Genomic DNA, 25,453 nt, shown 5'->3' with positions numbered 1-25,453 from the left:
TTAGATCACCTCTACCTTTCCTCCAGTGCTCTCAATTTTTTCGATAGCACTCTTTGTAAATTTACTGCAAGATACAGTCAATTTTTTAGTTAATTCTCCATTACCTAAAATCTTAACACCATCTTTTGCCTTAGCTTTTTTAGCTAAATTAACTTCAAATATTAATTCTTCAGTAACTTCTGTACCATCTTCAAAAATATTTAATTGTTCTACATTTACTTCTGCATATTCTTTAGCAAAAATATTTGTAAAACCTCTTTTTGGAAGTCTTCTAAATAGTGGCATTTGTCCACCTTCAAATCCAGGTCTTACTCCACCACCTGATCTTGAATTTTGACCGTCACGTCCTTTACCGCCGTATTTACCAAGTCCAGAACCGTAACCTCTACCAAGTCTCTTTTTTGCTTTTGAGCCTCCACCTTCAGCAGGTCTTAAATCATGTAACTTCACGCTTTATACCTCCTTAAATTTCTTCAACTTCAAGCATAAAACTTATTTTATTGATCATACCTCTAATTGATGGAGTATCTTCCTTAACAACTGTTTGACCAACTTTTTTTAAACCTAAAGCTTCAACATTTTTAATATGTTTTTCTATTCTACCAATTTTACTCTTTTTAAGTGTTATTTTGAGCTTTGCCATTTTAAAAGCCCCCCTTAACCTAATATTTCTTCTACGGATTTTCCTCTTAATCTAGCTATATCTTCAGCTCTCTTAAGATTCTTTAACCCTTCCATAGTTGCATTAACTATATTTCTAGCATTAGTAGTTCCTAAAGACTTACTTCTTACATCTTTAATTCCTGCAAGTTCACAAACCGCACGAACAGGACCACCAGCGATAACTCCAGTACCGGCTCCAGCAGGTTTTAATAAAACTCTACCAGCTCCAAAAACTCCAACAATTTCATGAGGAATTGTAGTGTTTACAAGAGGTACTCTAATTACATGTTTCTTAGCATCTTGTACACCTTTTCTAATAGCTTCAGGAACTTCAAGTGCTTTACCAACACCAACACCAACATGTCCGTTTCCATCTCCTACTACTACAAGAGCACTAAATCTAAAGTTTCTACCACCTTTTACTACTTTAGTAACACGGTTGATGGCAACTACTCTTTCTTCTAATTCTAATCCTTCTACTTCTTTAATTAAAAGTTCCATTAATTACCCTCCTGATACTAAAATTTAAGTCCAGCTTCTCTGGCACCTTCAGCTAACTCTTTAACTTTTCCGTGATATAAATATCCACTTCTATCAAAAACTACTTCTGTAATGCCTTTTTCAACTGCTTTTTTGCCAATTGCAAGACCTACAGCCTTAGCAGCTTCTTTATTTGATTTTGATTCTAATGAAGCGAATTCTTTATCTAAAGTTGAAGCTGAAACTAAAGTTACACCTTTAGTATCGTCTATAATTTGAGCATATATATTAGTATTACTTCTATATAAATTTAATCTTGGTTTTTCAGGAGTTCCAGAAACTTTTTTTCTTACTCTAGCATGTCTTGCTTTTCTATTTTCATTTTTGTTAATTTGCTTTAACATTAAATTTCACTCCTTTCTATTTACCAGTCTTACCAACTTTACGTCTGATGTATTCTCCTTCATATCTTACACCTTTACCTTTGTATGGCTCAGGTCTTCTATGAGCACGAATATTAGCTGCAAAGTTTCCAAGTTTTTGTTTATCTATACCATTAATCACTATCTTAGTAGGTTCAGGAACTTCTACAGTAATTCCTTCTGGATCTAATATTTCAATTGGATGAGAATATCCTAAGTTTAAAGTTAATTTGTTTCCAGCCTTAGCTGCTCTATATCCAGTTCCTTCTATAATCAAAGTTTTAGTAAATCCCTTTGAAACACCTTCAATCATGTTAGCAAGAAGAGTTCTTGTTAAACCATGAAGTGATTTATGTCTTTTTATTTCAGAAGGACGTTCTATATTTATTGTATCTCCTTCTATCTTAATGTTCATTTCACTGCATAATTGTTGAGCTAATTTTCCTTTAGGTCCTTTTACTTCAACAAAGTTTTCTTCACCTAAGATTACCTCAACTCCAGCAGGAACAACAATTGGTTTTAATCCAATTCTTGACATTGGTTTACCTCCTTAGTTTTAATCCTTAAACATGTTACCAAACGTAACAAAGAACCTCTCCACCAATACCTTCTTTTCTAGCAACTTTATCAGTTACAACTCCCTTTGATGTTGAGATAATTGCAATTCCAAGTCCTCCTAAAACTTTAGGAATTTCATGGCTTCTAGCATAAACTCTTAAACCCGGTTTTGAAATTCTCTTAAGTCCTGAAATAACTTTTTCGTTGTTTTTTCCATATTTTAAGTCAACTGTGATGATTCCTTGTTTGTCATCTTCAATTACATTATATCCTTCAATAAAACCTTCATCTAATAAAATCTGTACAAGATTCTTTTTCATTTTTGATGCAGGTATTTCAACAGATGAATGTCTTGCGTTATTACCATTTCTAATTCTTGTAAGCATATCTGCTATAGGATCAGTCATCATATAAGCTTCCTCCTTTATTTAATATTACCAACTAGCCTTTTTAACGCCAGGAATTTCTCCCTTGTAAGCTAATTCACGGAACACAATACGGCTGATTCCATATTTTCCAATGTATCCATGAGGACGTCCAGTTATTTTACAACGATTGTGTAAACGAGTTGGTGAAGCATTTCTTGGTAATTTGCTTAATCCAACATAGTCCCCTTTGGCTTTTAATTCTGCACGTTTTGCAGCATATTTTTCAACTAACTTTTGACGTTTTAATTCACGTTGTACCATTGATTTTTTAGCCATTAAATTTCTCCCCCTACTACTTTTTAAAAGGCATTCCTAATAGCTCTAAAAGTGCTTTAGACTCTTCATCAGTCTTAGCAGTAGTAACTATTATAATATCCATTCCTCTTATTTGATCAATCATATCATATACGATTTCTGGGAATATTAATTGTTCTTTTATACCTAATGCGTAATTTCCTCTTCCATCAAAGCTTGATGCGCTAACACCTCTAAAGTCTCTTACACGTGGAAGAGCAATATTAACTAATCTATCTAGAAAATCATACATTTTTTCTCCTCTAAGAGTTACTTTAGTACCAATTTTCATACCTTCTCTTAATTTGAAATTTGCAATTGATTTTTTAGCAGTAGTTATTACAGGCTTTTGACCTGAAATAATTTCCAAATCTCTTAAAGCGCTTTCTAAAACTTTTGGATTATCTTTAGCTGAACCTAAACCAATGTTGATAACTATCTTATTAAGTTTAGGAACCTCCATAATATTTTTATATTTAAAACGTTCCATTAAAGCAGAAACTATTTCTTCTTTATATTTAACTTGCATTCTGGAAGTCACTTAAGATTCCTCCTTTCAACTATTTATCTATTTTTGAACCACTTTTTTTACTGATTCTAACTTTTTTATCTCCTTCAAGAGAATAACCAATTCTAGAAGGTTTATTTACTTTAGTGTCAAAGTACATTACATTTGAAACATCAATACTTCCTTCAATTTTTAATAAGCCAGCTTCATCTTTAGGACTCTTAGCTTTCTTGTGTTTAGTTTGAATGTTTACTCCTTGAACTATTACTCTATTTTCTTTAACTAAAGTTTTAAGTACTTTTCCAGTTTTTCCTTTATCTTTTCCTGCAATTACAATAACAGTATCTCCAGATTTAATTTTCATTCTAACACCTCCTATTATAATACTTCAGGTGCAAGAGATATAATTTTCATAAAGTTACCAGCTCTAAGCTCTCTTGTAACTGAACCGAAAATTCTTGTACCAACTGGGTTCTTATCATCTTTTATAATTACCGCTGCATTATCATCAAATCTAATGTAGCTTCCATCATTTCTCTTTATACTATTTGTTGTTCTAACAATTACCGCTTTTACAACGTCACTTTTCTTAACAACTCCACCTGGTGTAGCACTTTTAACAGTACAAACTACTATATCGCCAACTTTTGCATATTTCTTATTAGTACCACCAAGTACTCTGATAACAAGAAGTTCTTTAGCGCCAGAGTTGTCAGCAACTTTTAAACGACTTTCTGTTTGAATCATACGATACTCCTTTCCAGATGAAAATTATTTTACTCTTTCAAGTATCTCAACAAGTCTCCATCTCTTTTCTCTTGAAAGAGGTCTTGTTTCCATAATTTTAACTCTATCACCAATTAAACATTCGTTATTTTCATCATGTGCTTTAAATTTTGTAGTCTTTTTCATTTGTTTTTTATAAAGTGGGTGAGATACAAAAGTTGCAACTTCTACAACAATAGTCTTATCCATTTTATTAGAAACTACATTTCCTATTATGACTTTTCTACTATTTCTTTCCATATAGTATTAAGCCTCCTTTCCAGCATTAAGCTCACGTTCTCTGATAATAGTCTTAACACGAGCTATATCTTTTCTAATGCCACCAATTCTCATAGGATTTTCTAATTGTCCAGTGGCTAATTGAAAACGTAAATTAAATAATTCTACTTTTAAATCTTTTAATTTTGCTTGTAAATCACTATCATTCATTTGGCGAATTTCTTTAATTTTCATTAGCTTCACCTTCCTTCATCTCACGAGTTATAAATTTAGTCTTTACAGGTAGTTTATGTGCAGCAAGTCTCATAGCTTCTCTAGCTACTTCAACTGGAACTCCACTCATTTCAAATAATACTCTACCTGGCTTAACAACTGCTACCCAGTATTCAGGAGCTCCTTTACCAGAACCCATTCTTACTTCAGCAGGCTTTTTAGTAACAGGCTTATCAGGGAATACTTTAATCCAGATCTTACCGCCTCTTTTTATATATCTTGTCATCGCACGTCTTGCAGATTCAATTTGGTTTGCAGTCATCCAGCAAGGTTCTAATGCTTGAATTGCAAATTCTCCATAAGAAATTGTATTTCCCCTTAGAGCTTTACCAGTCATTCTGCCTCTATGAACTCTACGATATTTTACTCTCTTAGGCATTAACATAGACTCTTTCCTCCTTCCGGCAACTAAGCTTCTTTCTTAGCACCAGTTTTATTAAATCTTTTCTTATTGTCTTTCTTGTTTCTTCTATCTTTTTTTGCAGGTTTTTCTTCAATAACTGCAGCTTTCATTCCAGGAAGAACTTCTCCTTTGTATAACCAAACTTTTACGCCTAATTTTCCATAAGTTGTATCAGCTTCAGCAAATCCATATTCAATGTCTGCTCTTAAAGTTTGTAGAGGAATTGTTCCTTCAGAATATCCTTCAGTTCTAGCCATATCAGCTCCACCAAGTCTTCCAGAAACAGCAGTTTTAATTCCTTTTGCTCCTGATTTTAATGATCTTTGCATAGCTTGTTTCATAGCACGTCTAAAAGATACACGTCTTTCTAATTGTCCAGCAATGTTTTCAGCAACTAATTGAGCGCTTAAATCAGGTCTCTTAACTTCTTCAACATTAACAATTACTTTTTTACCAGTTAATTTTTCAATCTTAACTCTTAATTCTTCAACACCAGCACCTGATTTTCCAATTACCATTCCAGGTTTAGCAGTAAAAACTGTTACCTTTACTCTATTTGCTGATCTTTCTATTTCAACTTTCGGTACTCCTGAAAGAGCTACCTCTTTTTTAACAAGTTTACGAATATTGTGGTCTTCTACTAATAAATTACCAAATTCTTTTTTATCGGCAAACCATCTTGAGTCCCAATCTTTTATTATTCCAACTCTTAACCCATGAGGATTAACTTTTTGACCCATTTTTTATCCTCCTTATACTATCTTTCTGCTACCGTTACACCAATATGACTTGATCTTTTCAAAATTGGGTAAGCTGAACCTTTAGCCTTTGGTCTCCATCTTTTCATAACTGGAGCATCATTTGCATAAGCTTCTAATACATAAAGGTCTTTTCTATCTAAATTATGATTATTTTCTGCATTAGCAACAGCTGATTTTAATACCTTTTCTAATAATCTAGCACCCGCTTTAGGAGTGAATCTTAGAATAGATAAAGCTTCATCTACATGCTTTCCTCTTATTTCTCTACAAATAAAGTTTACTTTAAGAGGTGAAATTCTTTGATATTTTGCAATTGCTTTAGCTTGCATGTTATCTCCTCCTTATCTATTATCTTACTTTACTATTTTTTTCGTTTTTGCCAACATGACCCTTGTAAGTTCTAGTTAAAACGAACTCTCCAAGTTTATGTCCTACCATATCGTCAGTAATATATATTGGTAAGTGCTTTCTTCCGTCATGAACAGCTATAGTATGTCCAACAAATTGTGGAAAAATTGTACTTCTTCTTGACCAAGTTTTTACAACTTTTTTTTCATCTGCACTATTTAATGCATCTATTTTCTTTAAAAGATGATCATCACAAAATGGTCCTTTTTTAAGAGATCTACCCATTTGTTTTCCTCCTTAATTAGTTTTTAGTTCTTCTTCTTACTATGAACTTATTAGACTTTTTATTTTTCTTTCTAGTCTTAAGTCCTAAAGCTGGTTTACCCCAAGGAGTTGAAGGTGCTGGACGTCCAACAGGAGTTCTACCTTCCCCACCACCGTGAGGGTGATCCACTGGGTTCATTGCAGATCCTCTAACATGAGGTCTCTTACCCATATGTCTTGATCTTCCCGCTTTACCAATAGTTATAAGTTCATGACTTAAATTACCAACTTGTCCAACAGTAGCTCTACATTCTAAATGAACTAATCTAAATTCACCTGAAGGTAATCTTAATTGTGCAAATTTTCCTTCTTTACCCATTAATTGAGCTTCAGATCCAGCACTTCTTACAAGTTGTCCACCTTTTCCAGGTTTTAACTCAACATTATGAACATTTGTACCAACAGGAATGTCTTTTAATTTTAATGCATTACCGATTACGATATCTGCATTTTCTCCTGATTCAATTTTATCTCCAACTTTTAATCCTTCTGGAGCTAAGATATATCTCTTTTCTCCATCTAAATAGTGGATTAATGCTATATTAGCAGTTCTGTTTGGATCGTATTCGATAGAAGCAACTTTTCCAGGTACTCCATCTTTATTTCTTTTAAAATCTATTATTCTATATTTTCTTTTAGCACCGCCACCTCTATGTCTAACGGTAACTCTACCTAATGAATTTCTTCCGCCTGATTTTGATAAAGAAACTAATAATGACTTTTCAGGTTTAGTCTTAGTTATTTCATCAAAAGTTAAAACGCTCATTCCACGTACACCAGCAGAAGTTGGTTTATACTTTCTAATAGCCATTAATATTACCTCCTATATTAAATACTTTCAAAAAATTCAATTTCTTTTGAATCTTCTGTAAGAGTAACAATGGCTTTTTTCCAATCAGGTCTTTTGCCAACATTAGCTCCCATTCTTTTTTTCTTACCAGTAATATTCATTGTATTTACTTGTTTAACTTTTACACCAAAAATTGTTTCTACGGCTTTTTTTATTTCTGATTTATTAGCCCTAGTATCAACTTTGAAAGTGTATCTTTTTGATTCCATATTTTCCATTGAACGTTCAGTTACAACTGGTTTAATAATAATATCATATGCTGTCATTATGCATACACCTCCTCAATTTTTGATAAGGCATCTTTTACAATTACAAGATTATCAAATCTCATTAAATCGTAAACATTCATATAATCTACAACAACAGTTTCAACTTTTGGAAGGTTTGCGAATGATTTAACAATCATGTCATTTCCTTCCGGTAAAACTATCATAGTTTTTGTTTCTAAACTTAAATTTTTCAAAATTTCTTTTGCTTTCTTAGTACTAAATGCATCAACTGTTAAAGCATCTAAAATTCTTAATTCTCCTTCAAGAACTTTTGAAGTAAGAACTGATTTCATAGCAAGTCTTCTTACTTTCTTAGGAACTGAGTATCTGTAGCTTCTTGGTTTTGGTGCGAATACCACTCCGCCACCTTTCCATTGAGGAGCTCTTATACTACCTTGTCTAGCACGACCAGTACCTTTTTGTCTCCAAGGTTTTCTTCCGCCTCCACGTACTTCTGCACGAGTCTTAGCAGATTGAGTGCCTTGTCTTCTATTAGCTAAATGGTTCTTTACTACTTCATAAACAACATGTTCATTAACTTCAATACCAAAAATAGCTTCGTTTAATTCTATATCACCAACAACTTCTCCAAGTTGGTTATAAACATTAACCTTAGGCATTATTTATCCTCCTTAAACTATCTTTTAACCGCTTCTCTAACTGTTACTAAACCACCTTTAGGTCCTGGAATAGCACCTTTTACAAGAATTAGGTTCTTTTCAACGTCAACTTTTACAACAACAAGATTTTGAACAGTACTCTTTTCATTTCCTGTTTTTCCACTTGCTTTTCTACCTTTAAGTACTCTGCCTGGATAAGTACCAGCACTTCTAGCCCCGGCTACTCTGTGAGATTTAGAACCATGTCCTTCAGGACCTCTTCCGTAATTCCATCTCTTAATAGCACCTTGAGTACCTTTACCTTTTGAAGTTCCGATAACATCAACTTTATCTCCCTCAGCAAATAAGTCAACTTTAATTTCTTGTCCAGTTTCAAAAGTTTCGCCTTCGTTTAATCTGAATTCTCTTACAAATCTCTTATATCCAACACTTACTTTATCGAAATGTCCTTTAAGAGGTTTTGTAACCTTCTTTTCTTTTTTGTCTACATATCCACATTGGATTGCATTATAGCCATCATTTTCAACAGTTTTAACTTGTGTAACGAACATAGGGCCCGCTTCAACAACTGTTACCGGAATAACTGAACCATCTTCAGCAAATATTTGAGTCATTCCAATTTTCTTACCTAAAATACTCTTCATTGAGTACACCTCCTATTACTTACAGCGGATTGATTTTACAATCATTCTAAGATTTATAACTTAATTTCGATATCTACACCACTTGGAAGATTTAATTTCTTTAAACTTTCCAAAGTTTTTTGGTTAGGATTTAGGATATCAATAAGTCTTTTATGTGTTCTTTGTTCGAATTGTTCTCTACTATCTTTGTATTTGTGAACAGCTCTTAAGATTGTAATGATTTCCTTTTCTGTTGGTAGTGGAATAGGTCCTGACACTTCTGCACCAGTTCTCTTTGCAGATTCCACTATTTGTTGTGCTGAGCTATCGATTAATTCATGATCGTAAGCTCTTAATCTAATTCTGATTTTTTGTTTGTTTGCCAATTTTTTTACCTCCTTATTTCGCATGTTTTGGCATCATGCAACTAGGTCTTCCGTATCAACTCATCCGTGTGTTCCATTTTCACTTCTAAAAAATACGGCGACCTGTCGCCGAAATCTAGTTCGACATACTCAGAAATAATTACCTCAAAGGCTGGAAAATAGCCATTAATTTGAGCAACCTATTTCGTCAACGCCTATTGTGTGCATATAAGCACCCATATATTATACTACATCATTTCTATTATTGCAATACTTTTTTATAATTTTTTTGAAATTTTTTTTACTTTTTTTCAGACTTATAAAAGCATTATAAAAACACAAAAAAATTGGTAGTATATCAATCTTTTTAGTCTTGATACACTACCTTTACATTTAAAATATTTGTAATATAGTAATTAACTATTTTATTAAATCCGTTAATCTTCTTTCTTCTTTTTTCTAATTGAAAAAGCTCCAAATGCACTTGCTAAAATTGAAATTCCGTAGGCAACAATTCCGTTTGAATAAGAAGTTTTCGGTAATTTGCTTTTAGATTTCTTTTGTGTATTAGAAACTTTTGAACCTTTTGATTTATTAGAATCATTAGGTCTATTTTGTTCTTTAGCTTTGTCCTTATCTTTAGTACTACCATTATCTTTAGCCTTATCTTTTGAATTGCCGTTATCTTTACTCTTATCTTTTATTTTGCCATTATCTTTATCCTTAGCCTTGTCTTTGTCTTTGCCTTTATCTTGCCCCATAGCTTTACCGTCTAAAGATTTCTTTGCAATCTCAATGGATTTATTGGCATCTTCAACATCTTTTTTAGTTGCCATAGGTTCGTCAAGAATCTTTTGTCCTTCTTCTATAGCTTTAAGATAAGCATCCTGTTTTTCCTTATTTGCATTTTTAAAAGCATCCATTTTTATTGTTTCATCTTTATCTTCAACAGCTTTTTTAAGAAGTTTTTTGATTTTTGTTTCCGCCTTTATAAGTTCAATATTCTTAATGCCATCATTTTTTGCGTTTTCAACAGCTTTAGCTGTTGTTGCATTATCAATAGTCATTTTTGCTTTCATAACTCTAGCATTTAATTTGTTTATAGACTCATCTTTTTCCTCTTTAGTTGAATCTTTTTCGGAATTTATTTTTTCAATTTGTTTTTGTATTGCTTTATCGATGGAGTTTTTAGCTACATCTTTAGCTTTGTTTTCAATTATACCAGCTTTATCAATATCTTCTTTTACTTTTTGTTTAACAGTATCAATAAAATTATCCTGTGCTATATTATCAATTTGATTCAATGCTTTTTTCAAAATATCTTCAACTTTTTCAACTGCAACTTTCTTTTCTTCATCTATAAGAGTTGAATCTGAATTAATTTTAGATTTGGATTTTTCAGCATAATCCGTTAATTCTTTTTTAGCATCTTCTTTTACTGATTTTTGGTTAATATTTATATTTTTAATTTTTTCGATAAATTTATTTTTTATATCTTCAACTTCTTTTTTTGTTCTTGCATTTTCAATAGCAACTTTAGCTATTCTAACTTCTTCATCAACATTCCTTATGGCTTTTTGTCTTTCATCTTCCGTTGCGTTTGTGTCAGCAGTAAAATTTTCTATTTTTGACTTAGCAACAGCGTCAATAGCTTTTCTGGCATTTTCTTTTATTTTTGATTCAGGATTTGAATGATGAATTTCAGCAACTCCGTCATTCTTCGCCTTTTGAACTTCCGCATTTGTCTTAGCATTATCAATATTTATTTTAGCTTTTTCTGCTTCTTTTTTAGCTTTTTCAATCGCTATACCTTTTTCTTCATTTGTTGATTCATCAACTTCATTTATGATTTTGATTCGTTTTTTTAACTCTTCATCAATAGTTTTTTTAGATTCATCTTTGATTTTGTTTTTAACAATTGAAGCCTCATCAATCTTTTGTTTCATCTCTCTTTTTATTAAATCAACATACTTATGAGTATGTAAGATATTAACTTGGTTTATAGCTCTTTCTAAGGCTTTTTTCAATTTGTCAACAGCTACTTTCTTTTCTTCTGTTGTAAGAGAACTGTCTGAATTAACTTTATCTATAATACTATTTGCATAAACAGTTAATTCTTTTTTTGCCTCTTCTTTTGCTTTTAAAGCTTTTTGATCATCGTTATCTGATGCCTTTGATACATTTGTAGCCCGAGAATCCATCGGGACTGTTGATTTTTCTGCAGCAGTAGTTGAGTATACACTTGTTGTAGAAATCATAGTTGCTAAACATACTGCTGAAACAATTCTTTTTTTCTTCATTTTTTACCCCCAAAAAATATTTCATAATTAAAATTTATGAAAATATTTAAAAATTTTAGAGTTATTTAATCTAGATAAGTTTAATTAAAATATAAATCACTCTCTTCCAAATTAATAAACGAGTATTTATCGTATTAATTAAATTAAAAAAATTCATCTAGGAAAAGCTAACTCCATTATTTTCTACCCTCTAAAATTTTGTCTAAACAAAAAATATAACTTTTTTGAAATTTAAAATTATTTTCATAAAAAAACACAAAAAAATGGCAGTATACAGAAAACTGATTGTCCTGACATACTCCCATTCTTAAAATTTATTCTGAAATTTTTAAAACTTCTCCTACATCTTCTTTTTCAAAGACCTCAACATTTTTTATATTATCAAATCGTCTTGTAATTTTTGTAGAAGTTGTAAAAATATCTTTTACATCTTTACTTACTTTGTTTATATCTTTTTCTAAAGTTTCCCATCTCTTAGCATATCTTTCAAACTCATCAGAAAGTGAGTTCAATTCTTTTTGAATTTCTAATGCATATTGAGATTGTTTTAAATTTTGAGATACTGCTTGTATTGTTGTAAGTATTGCCATCATCGTAGTTGGAGATGTAATCCAAACTCGCCTTGAATAGGCATACTCAATAATTTTAGGCATATAAGCATTAAGATATGCAAATATAGCTTCCGCGGGCAAAAACAAAATCGCTTGATCTGTTGTTTCATTTTTTATTATATATTTTGAAGAAATATCATCAATGTGCTTCTTTATATTTTGTTCAAAATTTTTTTCATTTTCTTGCTTATTATCAGATATATCTTCAAAAATTCTTCTATAATTTTCTAATGGAAATTTACTGTCTATACAGATAGTTCCAACAGGCTCAGGTGCAAATAAAACTGCGTCTACCATCGTTCCGTTTGAAAGCTTATATTGCTTTTGGTAAATTTCATTATTATCTCCGAACGCCGAAGATAGAACTTGATACAATTGTACTTCTCCAAAAATTCCACGAGTTTTTTTATCAGTCAAAACATTATTTAAATTTTGAACATTATTCGATAAAAACTCCATCTTTTTTTGAGCTTCGTCAAGTCTTCCTAAACTTTGCATTACATTACTAAATGTCTTTTTAGTATCTTCAAAACTTTTTTCTAACTTAACTTCTACACTCTCATTTATTTTATCAAGTCTTCCCTCTACAACAACAGTAAGATTTAAGAAGTCATTTTTTAACTCTGATTTCAACTTATCATTGAAGTTAAAAATAGAATCAATATTTTCTTTCCCAGCTTTTATAATATTATCATTAGTGGAATTTTTAAATTCAAGCAGTTGATTAGAAATTTTTTCGTTATTTCCATTTAATTTTTCACTTAGTCTGTTAAATTCATCTGAAAAACTAAGTTTTAATTTTAAAATATCTTCATCTGTTATAATTTCATCATTTGATTTTTTTAAAAGTTTCAAAACCAAAACAATTACTATTACAACTAATATAATCAAAATTCCAATTAATAAATAATTCATAATTCACCTATTTTAAAATACCAAATTCATAACCATTAGATTTGAAATAATCAATTATGCTTGGTAAAGTTTCAACAGTTAAATTCTTTCCTTGAGAATCATGCATTAAAACAACTACTACATTTTGTTGTTTCCAATAACTTAAAGATGTCTTTACATATTTTAACATTTCTTCTTTATTTGTAGGTCTAACTTTTTGTGGTTCAGCATCTCCTGATAAACTATTCCAATCAATCCATTCAAGACCTAAACTTTTTAGAGTTTCATCTCCGTTTCCGGGACTATCAAGTCCTTTCCAAGACATATGTCCACCTGGATATCTCCAAACTCCAGTATTAAAATTTTCTCCTAAAAGTTCTTTTAATCTGGACATTGTCTTTTCAGCTTCTTCCTTAATAACAGCAGTGTTAGGAACTCTCTTTGGATACAATTTATTATAATCATGAGAAAAACTGTGAATAGCTATTCCATGTCCTTCTTTTAATTCTCTTTCCAAATATGGCTTTGCTTGATCATTTAAAGTTTTACCAACTATGAAAAAAGTAGCAGGAACTTGTTTTTCTTTAAGCACATCTAAAACTTTATCTGTAATACCCGGAGTAACTCCGTCATCAAAAGTCAAGAATACCATTTTTTTTCCTGAATATTCTTTTTTACTCATGATATAATCCCTAATTTCAGCAGTATCATAAGCATAGGAATCCGCAGATTTTATATGGCTTCCTGATTCTGAAAAATCTATTCCGTTAGTGTTATTTTGTTCAGTCTCTTTTTCAGTTTCAGTTTGTTTTTCATTTGCATTATTTTCAGACGACTCATTTTGTCCAGTTTGATTTGTTTTGTTTTGTGTTTGATTCTTGTTTTGGTAAATAATATTTAAGGCATACTTACCACCTAAAAAGACAAAAAGTGCCAAGAAAACAGCAGTTATTATGACAAAATTTTCTTTTCTTCTTTTTCTTTTCTTTCTTTTCTTTTTCGCAATTTTTATTTTTTCTTCATTATCTATCATTAAAATTACCTCCTAATTCAAAATTATTATTAATTTACAATTTTTTGATATATTAATAATTTGTATCCCCTATTAATTAATAGCATAAAGCTTCATTTATTATAACATATTTATAAATATATTGTAAACTCAAATATCGGTTATTTCAACTATTTTTTTATTAACTCTTAATATATCTAAAATAAATAAAATATATGATATAATTATCAAAAAAGAATATATTTTTTAATTTTATTTTTAATAATATAGTTATAAAAATAAAATTATGATATGATATAATATAGTTGTATATCTTTATCCATTATTTTTTTAACTTATCTGTTAAAAATAATTTTGAATAAAATTGATTTACAATATTAAAAAATATTATTGAGGAGTTTTTTATGAAAGACATTTATTCAAATCCACTTACAAAGAGATATTCAAGTAAAGAAATGAGCTATATATTTTCTGACGATTTTAAATTTAAAACCTGGAGAAAACTATGGATAACTCTTGCAAAAGGAGAAAAAAATTTAGGTTTAAATATAACTGATGAGCAAATTAAAGAACTAGAAAATTTTAAGGATGATATTAACTTTGATGTTGCTTTAGAAAGAGAAAAAATTGTAAAACACGATGTAATGAGTCATGTTTATGCCTATGGAGTTCAGTGTCCTAATGCAAAAGGGATTATTCATTTGGGAGCTACAAGTTGCTATGTTGGTGATAATACTGAACTTATAGTTATGAAAGAAGCCCTTTTAATCATAAAGAAAAAAATTATAAATGTTTTGAATTTATTAAAGAAAAATGCTCTAAAATATAAAAATATTCCAACTTTGGCATATACGCATTTTCAAGCCGCTCAACCCACAACTGTTGGAAAAAGATTAACACTCTATATGCAAGATTTACTTATAGACCTTGAAGAATTAAATTTCATATTGGAAAACTTAAAACTTCGTGGAGCAAAAGGAACAACAGGAAGCCAAGCATCATTTATGGAGCTTTTTGATAATGATGAAGAAAAAGTAAAACAACTTGACGATTTCATAGCTAAAGAAATGAACTTCAAAGGAGTTTTTGCAATCACTGGACAAACTTATACAAGAAAAATTGACAGTAAGGTTTTATTTTTACTATCAAATATAGCACAATCCGCTCATAAATTTTCAAACGATTTAAGGCTTTTACAACATCTTAAAGAAATTGAAGAGCCTTTCGGAAAAAGTCAAATAGGTTCCTCTGCCATGCCTTATAAGAGAAATCCTATGAAATCAGAAAGAATTGGAGCCTTATCAAATTTTGTTATTTCAAATGTTATGAATCCTTCAATAACTTTTGCAACACAATGGTTTGAAAGAACTTTAGATGACAGTGCGAATAAAAGACTTTCAATTTCCCAAGGATTTTTGGCAGTAGATGGTATATTAGAGCTTTATGCAAATGTAGTTGATGGTATGGTAGTTTATGAAAAAGTAATTGAAAAACATTTAATGGCTGAATTACCTTTTATGGCTAGTGAAAATATAATGATGAACCAAGTAAAAAAAGGTGGAGACAGACAGGAACTTCACGAAAGAATCAGAGAACTTTCTCAAATCGCAGGAAAAAACGTAAAAGAAAAAGGCCTAGAAAATAATCTATTAGAATTAATTGAAAAAGATGATTTCTTTGACATAAGCAAAGATGAACTTAATGAAGTTCTTAATCCGATGAAATATATAGGAAGATGTCCTTCTCAAGTTGATGAATTTATAGAAAATGAAGTTAATCCTATTTTAGAAGAAAATAAAAATATGATTGAAAATATAAAAGAAGTAGAAGTTTAAAAAACGCTCCAAACGGAGCGTTTTTTAGTTAACATTTTACTTAAAATTTACTTGCGTCAACAGAATTTAAGTATTCTTCTATCGGTTCAACAGCTTTTTTAATAGTTCCATTTATAAATGGATTTTCTAATTTTGCTACTTCAAGAAGTTGTAAGAAAGGTTTTGTTCCCCCTGTTTTACATAATCTTAAATAATCTGCAAAAGCAGTTTTATGATCTTTTCTATCTTTATTCCAGAATTGGAAAGCACATACTTGAGCCAAAGTATAATCTATATAATAGAAAGGCATTTGATAAACATGTCTTTGTCTAAACCAGAATCCACCATCTTCAAGAACCTTTATTCCATCATAATCTCTATATGGCAAATATTTCTTTTCTAATTCTCTATATTTTTCACGTCTTTGTTTTGGAGTTAGTTCAGGATTTTCATATACAACATGTTGGAACTCATCAATTAATGCCCCATAAGGTAAAAATAACAAGGCGTGAGTAATATGTTTATATCTAAATTTATCAGCTTCTTCTTCAAAGAATAAATCCATCCAAGGCCAAGTGAAAAATTCCATACTCATTGAATGAATTTCTGCTGATTCCATTCCTGGCCAAGTATATTCAGGAATATAATCTCTTGATGAGAAAACTTGAAAAGCATGACCCGCTTCATGAGTTAAAACCTCAACATCATGAGTTGTTCCATTAAAATTGGCAAATATAAAAGGGCTTCTCCAATTTCTTAAATAAGTACAATATCCACCTGCAGCTTTTGTACTCTTAGCATCCAAGTCAAATAAATCTTTTGTTTTCATAAAGTTAAAAAATTCTTTTGTTTCAGGAGATAACTCACTATACATCTTTTCAGCTCTTTCAAGCATCCAGTCTTTTTCTCCATGAGGTGCAGGGTTCCCTGATTTAAAGAAAATAGGTTCATCATAGAAAGTAAGTTTATCTAAACCAATTCTCTTCCTTTGCTCTTCTCTTAACTTATTACAAATAGGAACGATAGTTTCTACAATTTGTTTTCTATAAGATTCAACATCTTTTGCATTGTAGTCAACTCTACCCATTTTTTTATAACCAAGCTCAATAAAGTTTTTATATCCTAACTTTTTAGCCATTCTATCTCTTATCTTAACAACCTTATCATAAATTTCATCTAATTTTTCAGTTTGTTCTTCATAAACTTCTGAAATAAGATTTGTAGCTTTTCTTCTGATATCTGCATCTGAATCTTGAGAGTATTTAGCAAGCTGAGTAAGATTTAATTGTTCCCCATTCCATTCTTTTGAACAAGAAGATAAAAGTTTTTGATATTCCATAACAACCTTTGCTTCTTCAACTAAATCATCCATAATTGAAGGATTAAAAGTCAATAAATAATTTTCATATTTTTGGAATAAATAAACTCCAAACTTTTCTTCAAGCTCTTTTCTAAATTTACTGTTTACAAATTCTCTAATATATTCAACTAAAACTTCTTCAATTTTCGGAGAATTTTCTTGAATAAATTGCATTTCTTTATCATAAAATTCATCTTTAGTATCTATTGAATTTTTTACATGAGCCAAAGCAACCATACTGTCAGCATTTGAATTTAATTCATCAAGTTCATTGTAAGTTTCAATAGCTTCTTCAACCGTTTTAGCATTTACAAGTCTTTGAGTCAAAGTTCTAATATCAGTTCTAAGTTTTTCAAAATCTGGACGAATATATTTATAGTCTCCAAACTTTAAATCTAAATTATCTTTAGTCATAAATACCTCCTATTTAATTAATATTTCAAAACTATTTTAACATAATTTGACAATAAAAAATAGTCTTATAAAGATTTAAAAATCCAAAAAAAGGAATTACCGTAGTAATTCCTTAAAAACTATCTTTTTAACATCATTGCATATGGTTCCCAAGGTTCAATCTTTATAGATTCTTCTTCTAAACCTTTTAACCATTTTTCATCAACGAATTTTTTATCTACTATTGCTGAAATGTTTTCATTTGTAAACCAAGAGTCGCTCATTGAGAATATTCCCTTTTCTCCAACTTCATCTCCCCAAGAGTTTTCAACTTGCCACTTAATTGGATTTCCATTTTTATCCAAATCAACTCCTACAAATGTCATAGCATGAGTTAAATCTGTATATCTATAGTCAATTCTGTCAGCTTTAGAAAATTCTCCAAGTTCTGTTAAAGTTTCATCATAATTAAATAAATCTTTATCCATTATACCTAATTTTCTATCACAGTTCTTCATAACATCACAAGCAAACCACACAGCTTCTCCAGCTTTTATAGATGCGATTATTGCTTTTTTAATGTCTTCTTGAGGAACATTTAAAGAAGCAACAGGATTTCCTTCTCTAACAGATTTAAAATATTTTAATTCTATTCTTTTACCAAATGGATACTTACCTCTTGGATCTTCAATTAAATCAACTTTATTTTCAAAGTAATTTCCAACATATTCTTCATAGAATTTTTTTGGAGTTAAATTTGTAATCTTTTGGAATTTATCGTCTTTATCTGTATATTCAAAATCAAAAGTTTCTGGTAATTTTCCTAAAACTTTTGTACAAATATTATAAACTTCATAAAGAGTTTCTTCTTTTAATTTCTTTAATTCTTGAACTGAAGCTCCATTTGAATGTGCTTTTCTCATATTCATTGCAGTTCTCTTCAATCTTACATTGATTTGTTCAACAAAAGCACCAGAATCAGATGAACTGAAAGTTTCCGGCATAACTGACTTAGGAACAATACCATGTTTTGAAATCAAATCATCAAAACATTCAAAAAAGTTTCCATCATCAGCGCCTAAATCTAATAAACTATCCATAAGTCTTGATCCTAATGGCTCATCTATATGTTCAATCATAAGTTCTAGGAAATTATTTGATTTTTCCATTTTATCCATAAAGAAAAGATAAACTTGTGAAAATTCAAAAGTTTTTAAATTAAGTCTTTCCATAACTTTTAATCTCAAAACATTAAGTCCTGAAAACATCCAACAACGTCCTGATTTCTTTTGATTTGTAATTTCAGCTTTCTTTACGCTGTCTGAAAACTTAAAATTATGAAATCTTAAAGCATCATTATTAATTGAACTATCTTGAATACCATTTTTTGCAATTGCATTTGAAATTACTTTGCTTGATAAATCGCTTTCAAAACGTTCTTTAAAATTTTTCATCATTTCATTTGTTACCATAATTTATTCCCTCCATTTTTTTATTTTCAACATACTCATAATAGCACAACAAAAAAAATATTTCAATAGATTTTTAGATATAATTGATATTTTTTATCAATTTTATTTTTAAAAATTATTTTTTCACCATATAATTCTATCCAACATAATAGATAAACCCTAATGAAATAAAATATACTTTATTAATTAAGATTTAGTTAATTTCAATATTTATTTTTTAATAGCAACTAATTAGCTGATACATATTTCTTCAAGCCTTTTTTCCAAAGAAATATCGCAAAAATAGTTCCCAATAAATCGAATAAGAATATATATAATATACTTAAAACAGAAGCTTCCCCTTTAACTATAAGTACAGGTAGATTAATTGACAGCAAAATAGGAACTATATAAATTAATGCAAACTGTATTGATTTTGGATAAATAGACTTAGGTCTGCTTGAAAAATCAATTAGGTATTCAGGTATTCCCATTATGGCACTTGAATGTTCTTTCCAAAATGAAATAGTTATTACAATCTGATTTAACAAAAATACTAAGTATATTGATAAAAAAATAGAAATAATAAATTCAATTATTAAAACTAAGTTTAAACTATATTTTGTCAACATAAAGATTTGAAAACACAAAGCTATAAATAGATTAATCAAACTCGGAAAATCCACCCTATAAAATGAGTAAAACAAAAAAGAATTTACAGGTCTAATCAAAATATAATCCAATTCTCCAGATAAAATAAATTCATATAGATTTTCATGAGCAACAGTAAATAAAAACTGATAACCATAACTTATTACAGAAGCTACTGATATCAAAAGTAAATAGTCATTTTTTACCCAACCATATATTGTTTCAGTATACTCAAAATAAATTATCCCCGCAATAAACTCAGCTAGAAAAAATATCAAACCGAAAACTATTGTTACAATTGCAGTAGTTCTGTAAATTAAAAACTCTTGAAAACTATGTGATAAAAATTTTTTATACAATCTAAAATTCATATTTACGCTCCCATTCCCTCATATCTCTTCAGTCCAAAATAATAAGTAATTTTATAAAGAACAAAAAACAGAATAAGCCAAGAAAAAGAAAGAATTATATAAAAAATTAATTCTTCAATTGTTAATTTTCCTTGCATAGCTCTTGTAAAATTAAATCCTACTATTGCAAATGGATTTTTATCAACTATTTTGTAAATTTTATTTCCAAACAAGTTCAAAGGAAAAAGCAGTCCTCCAAGCAGTAAGTAAATCGAATTTATTAAAGGTCTTAATGTCCACATATTTATCAAATAAAATCCAAGATTTCCCACAAGAGAAACTAGCATAAAAAACATACAAAAATTTATTATAAACAACAAAAATACTAGAAAAAAATATCCTATATTTGCATTAACGAAAAAAGCTAAAATGAACATAAATACATAACCAATAATAAATATAAACTTTTTTCCTAAAAATCCAAAAAAAGAATTCACTAATATAGAATATGGTCTAACCAACATAGAAGTAAGTTTTCCGGTCCTAACAAGATGACCCATATTAACTACACTTTCACTTGAAAATAAAATCATCCCAATATTTGAAATAATTATATAATAAATCATTTGAGTTTTAGTAAAACCCCCAATGGTTTCAACTGAAGTGCTTTCAAAAATACCATTCCAAGTAAATATAGAAATTACAATACCTAGTAAATTAACAAATATATTGGAAATAAAGTTAAACTTATAGCTTAATTGTATATTCAGCTGATTAAAAAAAGTTGGTAAATATTTACTCATTTTAATCCTCCTTTTTGCCTTCGCTGAATATATCAAAAACTACATCTTCAAAACTTTTATTTTCACAGGATATATTTTTTATAAGTAAAAAGTCTACATTTTTTAATATAAAATTTGCTTCATCAAAATTTACCTGTAATTTTTTCTTATCCAAAAGTTTAAAACAATTAAATTCATCAGGTATAAAATCTTTAAATTCTATTATGTATTCATCTTTAGCAGAGAATTTATTTATAATTTCATTTATATTTGAATCTTCCACCTTTTTCCCATTTAACAAAATTATAACCCTATCACACAATGTTTCAATGTCTTTCATATAGTGAGAAGTTAAAAATATAGTCACATTGTCTTTTTTATTTATATCAAGTAAAAACTCATGAATAGACCTTTGACTTGTTATATCCAAGCCTATCGTAGGTTCATCTAAAAATAAAATCTTAGGACTATGAATTAAAGCACAGATTATCTCAAACTTAATTCTCTCTCCAAGCGATAATTTTCTAACAGGAATTCTTAGCTTATCCTCTAAATTTAATAATTTAACCATATTATTCAATTTATTTCTATAACTTACTTTATCTATCTTGTAAATACATCTTAACATCTCAAGAGTTTCTACAGCAGGTAAATCCCAAATTAATTGACTCTTTTGTCCTATAACCACACCTATTGATTTAAGATAAGCTCTTTCCTTCTTAAAAGGAATATATCCATCACACTCAATATTTCCACTTTCCGGATTTAATATTCCGGTAAGCAATTTTATCAATGTAGTTTTTCCTGAACCATTTGGTCCTAAAATTCCTATTATTTCTCCTGTTTCAACTTCTAAATTAAAATCTTCAATAGCTGATTTTTTTATTTCTCTTCTTTTGAAAAAATCCTTTAAAGAGCCTAAAAAACCACTATCTTTTTCAAAAGAATTATAACTATAAAATAAATTTTCAATTTTTATCATGAATAAATTATTTCCTTTCAAATTAAATAATTAATTATTCTCAACTTCAGAAATTGTATATAACTTCTTAAAGTATGAATCAAAACTCATAAGTTCTTCAATATAAAAAGTTCCTTTTAAAAAATATTGTTCTAATACCATTTTTATTTTATGAAAAATACATAAAAAAGTCAACATTATTTAATCTAATTTATTAACAGAAATTATTGAATTAATAAAACTGCAATGTTATAATTTAACTAAATAAATTTGTTATATAAGGAGGGATGAAATGAAAAAATCAAAAAACTTACAAATATATATAATTATTCTATCATTAGCAGGAATACTATCATCAATATTATTACCATGGTCAAGATTGTATATGGCTAGTATTCCCCCTGGAAATATTCCCGATACATTATACTACGGATATGAAAAAATTGGATTATACAGTTTAATTCCACTTGTAATTCTTTTTTGTTTAACTGTATTTTCACTTATCAAAAAAAGCTCATGTAAATATTTTAAATATTTAAGCATTTTATTAAATCTTATTACTTTAGGGGTATGTCTATTTGATATTGTTCGAATTAAGGTTAAATATAGAGGAATGGTAGGAACAATACCTATAATTGAAAAAGCACCTTTTGTTATAGCTTTAATTTCAGTTTTAATTTTTATTGTATTATTATGTATTCCTGTTGACGAAAATATAAACAACTAAAAAGCTGTGATTACTCACAGCTTAATATTTCTTCTATTTTATTATGAACTGCCTCTAAATTCGCTTTTGAATCTGAACTAAATGGAATAACTAAATTCATATCCTTTATTCCTAAAGTTTCTCTAACAGCTTTTAAATGTTTATTCCATTGTCCTTTAGAAATTTTATCAGCTTTAGTTGCTATAACATAACCACTAAATCCATATTCTAAAAGCCAGTTATACATCATAACATCTTCCTTACTAGGAGCATGTCTAATATCTACAATAAGAATAACTTCACACAAATTTTCTCTGTTTGAAAGGTAGGTTTCAATAATTACTCCCCATTTTTCCTTTTCGCTTTTAGAAACTTGTGCATATCCATACCCGGGTAAATCCACTAACCTAAATGAATCATTTATTTTATAGAAATTTACAGTTCTTGTTTTCCCGGGTTTGGAACTGGTTCTAGCTAAATTTTTCCTGTTTATGAAAGCATTTATAAAACTTGATTTCCCAACATTACTCCTGCCGGCAAAGGCAACTTCTTTTAAATTAGAATCAGGATACTGTGAAATAATCGCAGCTATTTGTTCTAATTCACTTGAGATTATTTTCACATTACACCTCTTTTTCTAAAACTAAATCTAATACTTCACAAACATCGGAAACTGTATAAATTTTTAATGTTTCTCTAATTTCTTCAGGAATTTCATCAATATCAACTTCATTTTCTTTTGGAATAATTATATTTTTTATTCCATATCTATTTGCTGCAAGGATTTTTTCTTTAAGTCCTCCTATTGCTAAAACTCTTCCTCTTAAAGTTACTTCCCCAGTCATTGCAAATTGTCTATTGACTTTCCTATTTGTAAGAGCACTGACAATTGCTATTGTCATTGTTATACCAGCAGATGGACCGTCTTTTGGTACTGCTCCTTCAGGAACGTGAATGTGTATATCTTTTTCCTTATAAAAATCTTCTTTAATATTAAATTTATCAGCTTTACTTCTAACAAATGAAATTGCAGTCATTGCAGATTCCTTCATAACATCACCAAGTTGTCCAGTAAGTTGAATTTTTCCTGTTCCGTTGACAATATCAGTTTCTATTGTTAAAAGTTCTCCTCCTACTTCTGTCCAAGCTAATCCGTTTACAAGTCCAACCTTATCTTCTTTTTCCAAAATATCATCATGGAATTTTTTCTTCCCTAAGAAATCAACAAGATTTTTTGAATTAACTGTAACTTTTTTACTTTCTTTTGAAACTAAAATCACAGCTGCTTTTCTAATTATTTTCTCAATCATTCTTTCCAAATTTCTTACACCGGATTCTCTAGTATAATATCGAATGATATCCCTTACTGCATCAGCTTTTATATCAAGCATTTTCTTAGTCATTGAAAAGTTTTTAAATGCCTTTGGAATCAAATGATTAATGGCAATTTTTTCTTTTTCATCATAAGTATAACTAGAAACCGGAATAATTTCCATTCTATCAAGTAATGGAGATGGAATTGTAGAAGTTGTATTCGCAGTAGTTATAAACATAACTTTTGAAAGATCAAAAGGAATATTTATATAATTATCTGTAAACTTATTGTTTTGTTCAGGATCTAAAACTTCAAGCAAGGCACTTGAAGGGTCACCTCTAAAGTCATTTGAAACCTTATCAATCTCATCAAGTAGCATTACAGGATTGTTAACTTTACATTGTTCTAATAGAGTTAAAATTTTACCCGGCATTGCCCCTACATAAGTTCTTCTATGCCCTCTTATTTCACTTTCATCATGAAGCCCACCTAAACGCATGGAAACAAATTCTCTATTTAAAGATTTTGCGATAGATTTTGCAATAGAAGTTTTACCAACTCCCGGAGGTCCAACTAAGCAAATTATTGAGCCTTTTTGATTATTAGAAATTTTTCTTAAAGCAATAGATTCAATAATTCTATCTTTAACATCCTTAAGTCCGAAATGGTCTTTATCTAAAATCTTTCTTGTATAAGCTACATCTAATTTTTCTTTTTTAGATTTTTTCCAAGGCAATGCGACTATTTTATCGAGATAACTTCTAATTACATTTCCTTCCGGAGAACCTGAAGGTATTTCTGAAAGTTTTCTAATTTCCTTAAATAGCATTTCTTCAATATTTTCATCAAATCCAAAACTCATTATAGTATTGGCATACTCATCCAATTCGGAGCTTATATCTTCTCCTTCTCCAAGTTCTTCTTTTATTACATTCAGTTGTTCTCTTAGATAGTATTCTCTTTGATTTTTATTTAATCTTGATGAAACTTTTCTGGATAAACTTTCTTCCAAAAATGATAACTCTATGGAATTTTGTAAAATTTCATAAAGCTTTTCAAGTCTTTCTCTCATATCAAAAATTTTAAAGTTTTCATAATGTTCATCATCAGATAATCGCATTATATAACTTGCTACATTATTTGTAAATTTATCCATATTTGAAGAATTTTGAACACTTATTTCAGTATCAACATCTAAATGTCTTTTCTTTGCAGTATATTCTTCAAATGCAACTTCAACCATATTTCTTAGAGTTGCCAATTCAGAATCTACTTCTTCTCCGACCTCATCATAATAAAATTCTTCAACATCTGCCGTTAAAAATTTTCCATCATCATAAATCTTCTTTGCTCTACATCTACAAATTCCTTCAGCTAAAACTCTTGTAATTCCATTATTCATCTTTAAAATTTGTTTAACGATAACGACAGTTCCCATTTCATACAAATCTTCAGATTTAGGATCTTCTGTCCTAATATCTTTTTGAGTAAAAGCAACTAAAATTGAATCCTTTTTTAATGCAGACTCTATTGCATCTATTGACTTTTTTCTTCCTGCATCAAAATGAACAACAGAATAAGGATAAATCCAAAGTCCTCTAAGTGCGATTACAGGTCTATTTAATTTTTCTTCAACATTAAAATTTATATTGCTCATAA

At 29.4% G+C, this 25,453-nt stretch carries 33 protein-coding genes; 2 read left to right on the top strand and 31 right to left on the bottom strand.

Annotated features, from left to right (window positions below; genetic code table 11):
• The 24 genes from rplO to ACMX2D_RS01285 form a co-directional block, all read right to left on the bottom strand.
• Positions 1 to 450, bottom strand: coding sequence for a 50S ribosomal protein L15 (gene rplO / locus ACMX2D_RS01400; RefSeq protein ID WP_009447828.1), 450 nt, complete (start codon positions 448 to 450; stop codon positions 1 to 3).
• Positions 451 to 463: 13 nt separating this feature from the next.
• Positions 464 to 643 (bottom strand): 50S ribosomal protein L30, encoded by a 180-nt coding sequence (rpmD, locus tag ACMX2D_RS01395; protein ID WP_009448452.1) that lies wholly within the window; start codon positions 641 to 643, stop codon positions 464 to 466.
• Between the two features lie 14 nt (positions 644 to 657).
• A complete protein-coding gene (gene rpsE / locus ACMX2D_RS01390; protein WP_009448001.1) occupies positions 658 to 1,164 on the bottom strand; it encodes a 30S ribosomal protein S5 in 507 nt (168 codons plus the stop codon).
• Between the two features lie 17 nt (positions 1,165 to 1,181).
• Entirely contained in the window at positions 1,182 to 1,547 is a 366-nt protein-coding gene (rplR, locus tag ACMX2D_RS01385) for a 50S ribosomal protein L18 (RefSeq protein WP_009447719.1), read from the bottom strand.
• A gap of 16 nt (positions 1,548 to 1,563) precedes the next feature.
• The gene (gene rplF, locus ACMX2D_RS01380) at positions 1,564 to 2,103 is read right to left on the bottom strand and encodes a 50S ribosomal protein L6 (protein WP_009448074.1); all 540 of its coding nucleotides are present in this window, start codon (positions 2,101 to 2,103) and stop codon (positions 1,564 to 1,566) included.
• Positions 2,104 to 2,137: 34 nt separating this feature from the next.
• A complete protein-coding gene (gene rpsH / locus ACMX2D_RS01375; RefSeq protein WP_004833608.1) occupies positions 2,138 to 2,533 on the bottom strand; it encodes a 30S ribosomal protein S8 in 396 nt (131 codons plus the stop codon).
• 24 nt (positions 2,534 to 2,557) lie between these two features.
• Positions 2,558 to 2,827 carry a 30S ribosomal protein S14 gene (gene rpsN, locus ACMX2D_RS01370; protein WP_004833609.1) on the bottom strand — a complete coding sequence of 90 codons (270 nt, stop codon included), beginning with the start codon at positions 2,825 to 2,827 and terminating at the stop codon, positions 2,558 to 2,560.
• 16 nt (positions 2,828 to 2,843) lie between these two features.
• Positions 2,844 to 3,386 carry a 50S ribosomal protein L5 gene (gene rplE, locus ACMX2D_RS01365; protein ID WP_009372736.1) on the bottom strand — a complete coding sequence of 181 codons (543 nt, stop codon included), beginning with the start codon at positions 3,384 to 3,386 and terminating at the stop codon, positions 2,844 to 2,846.
• Positions 3,387 to 3,405: 19 nt separating this feature from the next.
• A complete protein-coding gene (gene rplX / locus ACMX2D_RS01360; protein ID WP_009448209.1) occupies positions 3,406 to 3,717 on the bottom strand; it encodes a 50S ribosomal protein L24 in 312 nt (103 codons plus the stop codon).
• Positions 3,718 to 3,731: 14 nt separating this feature from the next.
• Positions 3,732 to 4,100: a 50S ribosomal protein L14 gene (rplN, locus tag ACMX2D_RS01355; RefSeq protein ID WP_009372516.1), complete on the bottom strand. Its 369-nt coding sequence runs from the start codon at positions 4,098 to 4,100 to the stop codon at positions 3,732 to 3,734.
• A gap of 24 nt (positions 4,101 to 4,124) precedes the next feature.
• On the bottom strand, positions 4,125 to 4,379 hold the full coding sequence (rpsQ, locus tag ACMX2D_RS01350) for a 30S ribosomal protein S17 (protein ID WP_004833613.1): 255 nt from the start codon (positions 4,377 to 4,379) through the stop codon (positions 4,125 to 4,127).
• 6 nt (positions 4,380 to 4,385) lie between these two features.
• Positions 4,386 to 4,592, bottom strand: coding sequence for a 50S ribosomal protein L29 (gene rpmC, locus ACMX2D_RS01345; protein ID WP_009448199.1), 207 nt, complete (start codon positions 4,590 to 4,592; stop codon positions 4,386 to 4,388).
• A complete protein-coding gene (rplP, locus tag ACMX2D_RS01340; RefSeq protein WP_009447853.1) occupies positions 4,582 to 5,016 on the bottom strand; it encodes a 50S ribosomal protein L16 in 435 nt (144 codons plus the stop codon). The genes rpmC and rplP overlap by 11 nt, the downstream gene beginning before the upstream one ends.
• A gap of 23 nt (positions 5,017 to 5,039) precedes the next feature.
• The gene (rpsC, locus tag ACMX2D_RS01335) at positions 5,040 to 5,774 is read right to left on the bottom strand and encodes a 30S ribosomal protein S3 (RefSeq protein ID WP_009447956.1); all 735 of its coding nucleotides are present in this window, start codon (positions 5,772 to 5,774) and stop codon (positions 5,040 to 5,042) included.
• 17 nt (positions 5,775 to 5,791) lie between these two features.
• Positions 5,792 to 6,124: a 50S ribosomal protein L22 gene (rplV, locus tag ACMX2D_RS01330; protein WP_004833617.1), complete on the bottom strand. Its 333-nt coding sequence runs from the start codon at positions 6,122 to 6,124 to the stop codon at positions 5,792 to 5,794.
• Between the two features lie 19 nt (positions 6,125 to 6,143).
• On the bottom strand, positions 6,144 to 6,428 hold the full coding sequence (rpsS, locus tag ACMX2D_RS01325; protein WP_009372520.1) for a 30S ribosomal protein S19: 285 nt from the start codon (positions 6,426 to 6,428) through the stop codon (positions 6,144 to 6,146).
• Positions 6,429 to 6,444: 16 nt separating this feature from the next.
• Positions 6,445 to 7,278 (bottom strand): 50S ribosomal protein L2, encoded by an 834-nt coding sequence (gene rplB, locus ACMX2D_RS01320; RefSeq protein WP_009448235.1) that lies wholly within the window; start codon positions 7,276 to 7,278, stop codon positions 6,445 to 6,447.
• 17 nt (positions 7,279 to 7,295) lie between these two features.
• Positions 7,296 to 7,586, bottom strand: coding sequence for a 50S ribosomal protein L23 (gene rplW, locus ACMX2D_RS01315; protein WP_172965474.1), 291 nt, complete (start codon positions 7,584 to 7,586; stop codon positions 7,296 to 7,298).
• A complete protein-coding gene (rplD, locus tag ACMX2D_RS01310) occupies positions 7,583 to 8,206 on the bottom strand; it encodes a 50S ribosomal protein L4 (RefSeq protein ID WP_009448361.1) in 624 nt (207 codons plus the stop codon). Before rplD ends, rplW begins: the two co-directional genes overlap by 4 nt.
• A 17-nt stretch (positions 8,207 to 8,223) precedes the next feature.
• A complete protein-coding gene (gene rplC, locus ACMX2D_RS01305) occupies positions 8,224 to 8,850 on the bottom strand; it encodes a 50S ribosomal protein L3 (RefSeq protein ID WP_009448353.1) in 627 nt (208 codons plus the stop codon).
• Between the two features lie 53 nt (positions 8,851 to 8,903).
• The gene (rpsJ, locus tag ACMX2D_RS01300; RefSeq protein WP_009354283.1) at positions 8,904 to 9,215 is read right to left on the bottom strand and encodes a 30S ribosomal protein S10; all 312 of its coding nucleotides are present in this window, start codon (positions 9,213 to 9,215) and stop codon (positions 8,904 to 8,906) included.
• A 416-nt stretch (positions 9,216 to 9,631) separates the two neighbouring features.
• The gene (locus ACMX2D_RS01295; protein ID WP_414972439.1) at positions 9,632 to 11,494 is read right to left on the bottom strand and encodes a DUF1542 domain-containing protein; all 1,863 of its coding nucleotides are present in this window, start codon (positions 11,492 to 11,494) and stop codon (positions 9,632 to 9,634) included.
• 314 nt (positions 11,495 to 11,808) lie between these two features.
• Complete coding sequence (locus ACMX2D_RS01290) at positions 11,809 to 13,020, bottom strand: DNA recombination protein RmuC (RefSeq protein ID WP_414972438.1); 1,212 nt, start codon at positions 13,018 to 13,020, stop codon at positions 11,809 to 11,811.
• Positions 13,021 to 13,027: 7 nt separating this feature from the next.
• The gene (locus ACMX2D_RS01285; RefSeq protein ID WP_414972437.1) at positions 13,028 to 14,032 is read right to left on the bottom strand and encodes a polysaccharide deacetylase family protein; all 1,005 of its coding nucleotides are present in this window, start codon (positions 14,030 to 14,032) and stop codon (positions 13,028 to 13,030) included.
• 383 nt (positions 14,033 to 14,415) lie between these two features.
• Between ACMX2D_RS01285 and purB the strand changes: the two genes are divergently transcribed.
• Positions 14,416 to 15,846: an adenylosuccinate lyase gene (gene purB, locus ACMX2D_RS01280; RefSeq protein WP_414972436.1), complete on the top strand. Its 1,431-nt coding sequence runs from the start codon at positions 14,416 to 14,418 to the stop codon at positions 15,844 to 15,846.
• A gap of 40 nt (positions 15,847 to 15,886) precedes the next feature.
• Here the strand turns inward: purB and ACMX2D_RS01275 are convergent, their stop codons facing one another.
• From ACMX2D_RS01275 to ACMX2D_RS01255, 5 genes are all read right to left on the bottom strand, one after another.
• Entirely contained in the window at positions 15,887 to 17,599 is a 1,713-nt protein-coding gene (locus tag ACMX2D_RS01275; RefSeq protein ID WP_009448384.1) for a M3 family oligoendopeptidase, read from the bottom strand.
• Positions 17,600 to 17,718: 119 nt separating this feature from the next.
• Positions 17,719 to 19,050, bottom strand: coding sequence for a C1 family peptidase (locus ACMX2D_RS01270; protein ID WP_414972435.1), 1,332 nt, complete (start codon positions 19,048 to 19,050; stop codon positions 17,719 to 17,721).
• A 227-nt stretch (positions 19,051 to 19,277) separates the two neighbouring features.
• Complete coding sequence (locus ACMX2D_RS01265) at positions 19,278 to 20,051, bottom strand: ABC transporter permease (RefSeq protein ID WP_414972434.1); 774 nt, start codon at positions 20,049 to 20,051, stop codon at positions 19,278 to 19,280.
• Positions 20,052 to 20,053: 2 nt separating this feature from the next.
• Positions 20,054 to 20,833 (bottom strand): ABC-2 family transporter protein, encoded by a 780-nt coding sequence (locus ACMX2D_RS01260; protein ID WP_004833639.1) that lies wholly within the window; start codon positions 20,831 to 20,833, stop codon positions 20,054 to 20,056.
• Position 20,834: 1 nt separating this feature from the next.
• A complete protein-coding gene (locus tag ACMX2D_RS01255) occupies positions 20,835 to 21,794 on the bottom strand; it encodes an ABC transporter ATP-binding protein (RefSeq protein WP_414972433.1) in 960 nt (319 codons plus the stop codon).
• Between the two features lie 271 nt (positions 21,795 to 22,065).
• Here ACMX2D_RS01255 and ACMX2D_RS01250 point away from each other — a divergent pair, with 271 nt between their 5' ends.
• Entirely contained in the window at positions 22,066 to 22,500 is a 435-nt protein-coding gene (locus tag ACMX2D_RS01250) for a hypothetical protein (RefSeq protein WP_414972431.1), read from the top strand.
• 10 nt (positions 22,501 to 22,510) lie between these two features.
• On the opposite strand, the gene yihA is transcribed toward ACMX2D_RS01250, so the two are convergent.
• Together yihA and lon are read right to left on the bottom strand one after the other, a co-directional pair.
• Entirely contained in the window at positions 22,511 to 23,101 is a 591-nt protein-coding gene (gene yihA, locus ACMX2D_RS01245) for a ribosome biogenesis GTP-binding protein YihA/YsxC (protein WP_414972430.1), read from the bottom strand.
• A gap of 1 nt (position 23,102) precedes the next feature.
• Positions 23,103 to 25,451, bottom strand: coding sequence for an endopeptidase La (gene lon, locus ACMX2D_RS01240; RefSeq protein ID WP_414972428.1), 2,349 nt, complete (start codon positions 25,449 to 25,451; stop codon positions 23,103 to 23,105).
• Between the last annotated feature and the right edge of the window lie 2 nt (positions 25,452 to 25,453).

Origin of the sequence: Parvimonas oralis, assembly GCF_047608425.1 — a bacterium.
In the GTDB taxonomy this organism is placed as follows: Bacteria; Bacillota; Clostridia; order Tissierellales; family Peptoniphilaceae; genus Parvimonas.
The sequence above is the reverse complement of the archived record's forward strand: the minus strand, read 5'-3'. Positions and strand labels throughout refer to the sequence as shown.

Excerpts from the sequence above, each read along its gene's own strand:
- rpmD (WP_009448452.1), bottom strand. The coding sequence starts at position 643 with ATGGCAAAGCTCAAAATAACACTTAAAAAGAGTAAAATTGGTAGAATA.
- rpsE (WP_009448001.1), bottom strand. The coding sequence starts at position 1,164 with ATGGAACTTTTAATTAAAGAAGTAGAAGGATTAGAATTAGAAGAAAGA.
- rplR (WP_009447719.1), bottom strand. The coding sequence starts at position 1,547 with ATGTTAAAGCAAATTAACAAAAATGAAAATAGAAAAGCAAGACATGCT.
- rplF (WP_009448074.1), bottom strand. The coding sequence starts at position 2,103 with ATGTCAAGAATTGGATTAAAACCAATTGTTGTTCCTGCTGGAGTTGAG.
- rpsH (WP_004833608.1), bottom strand. The coding sequence starts at position 2,533 with ATGATGACTGATCCTATAGCAGATATGCTTACAAGAATTAGAAATGGT.
- rpsN (WP_004833609.1), bottom strand. The coding sequence starts at position 2,827 with ATGGCTAAAAAATCAATGGTACAACGTGAATTAAAACGTCAAAAGTTA.
- rplX (WP_009448209.1), bottom strand. The coding sequence starts at position 3,717 with ATGAAAATTAAATCTGGAGATACTGTTATTGTAATTGCAGGAAAAGAT.
- rplN (WP_009372516.1), bottom strand. The coding sequence starts at position 4,100 with ATGATTCAAACAGAAAGTCGTTTAAAAGTTGCTGACAACTCTGGCGCT.
- rpsQ (WP_004833613.1), bottom strand. The coding sequence starts at position 4,379 with ATGGAAAGAAATAGTAGAAAAGTCATAATAGGAAATGTAGTTTCTAAT.
- rpmC (WP_009448199.1), bottom strand. The coding sequence starts at position 4,592 with ATGAAAATTAAAGAAATTCGCCAAATGAATGATAGTGATTTACAAGCA.
- rplP (WP_009447853.1), bottom strand. The coding sequence starts at position 5,016 with ATGTTAATGCCTAAGAGAGTAAAATATCGTAGAGTTCATAGAGGCAGA.
- rpsC (WP_009447956.1), bottom strand. The coding sequence starts at position 5,774 with ATGGGTCAAAAAGTTAATCCTCATGGGTTAAGAGTTGGAATAATAAAA.
- rplV (WP_004833617.1), bottom strand. The coding sequence starts at position 6,124 with ATGCAAGCTAAAGCAATTGCAAAATATCAAAGAATTTCACCTCTTAAA.
- rpsS (WP_009372520.1), bottom strand. The coding sequence starts at position 6,428 with ATGGGTAGATCTCTTAAAAAAGGACCATTTTGTGATGATCATCTTTTA.
- rplB (WP_009448235.1), bottom strand. The coding sequence starts at position 7,278 with ATGGCTATTAGAAAGTATAAACCAACTTCTGCTGGTGTACGTGGAATG.
- rplD (WP_009448361.1), bottom strand. The coding sequence starts at position 8,206 with ATGCCTAAGGTTAATGTTTATAACCAACTTGGAGAAGTTGTTGGTGAT.
- rplC (WP_009448353.1), bottom strand. The coding sequence starts at position 8,850 with ATGAAGAGTATTTTAGGTAAGAAAATTGGAATGACTCAAATATTTGCT.
- ACMX2D_RS01295 (WP_414972439.1), bottom strand. The coding sequence starts at position 11,494 with ATGAAGAAAAAAAGAATTGTTTCAGCAGTATGTTTAGCAACTATGATT.
- ACMX2D_RS01290 (WP_414972438.1), bottom strand. The coding sequence starts at position 13,020 with ATGAATTATTTATTAATTGGAATTTTGATTATATTAGTTGTAATAGTA.
- ACMX2D_RS01285 (WP_414972437.1), bottom strand. The coding sequence starts at position 14,032 with ATGATAGATAATGAAGAAAAAATAAAAATTGCGAAAAAGAAAAGAAAG.
- purB (WP_414972436.1), top strand. The coding sequence starts at position 14,416 with ATGAAAGACATTTATTCAAATCCACTTACAAAGAGATATTCAAGTAAA.
- ACMX2D_RS01275 (WP_009448384.1), bottom strand. The coding sequence starts at position 17,599 with ATGACTAAAGATAATTTAGATTTAAAGTTTGGAGACTATAAATATATT.
- ACMX2D_RS01270 (WP_414972435.1), bottom strand. The coding sequence starts at position 19,050 with ATGGTAACAAATGAAATGATGAAAAATTTTAAAGAACGTTTTGAAAGC.
- ACMX2D_RS01265 (WP_414972434.1), bottom strand. The coding sequence starts at position 20,051 with ATGAATTTTAGATTGTATAAAAAATTTTTATCACATAGTTTTCAAGAG.
- ACMX2D_RS01260 (WP_004833639.1), bottom strand. The coding sequence starts at position 20,833 with ATGAGTAAATATTTACCAACTTTTTTTAATCAGCTGAATATACAATTA.
- ACMX2D_RS01255 (WP_414972433.1), bottom strand. The coding sequence starts at position 21,794 with ATGATAAAAATTGAAAATTTATTTTATAGTTATAATTCTTTTGAAAAA.
- ACMX2D_RS01250 (WP_414972431.1), top strand. The coding sequence starts at position 22,066 with ATGAAAAAATCAAAAAACTTACAAATATATATAATTATTCTATCATTA.
- lon (WP_414972428.1), bottom strand. The coding sequence starts at position 25,451 with ATGAGCAATATAAATTTTAATGTTGAAGAAAAATTAAATAGACCTGTA.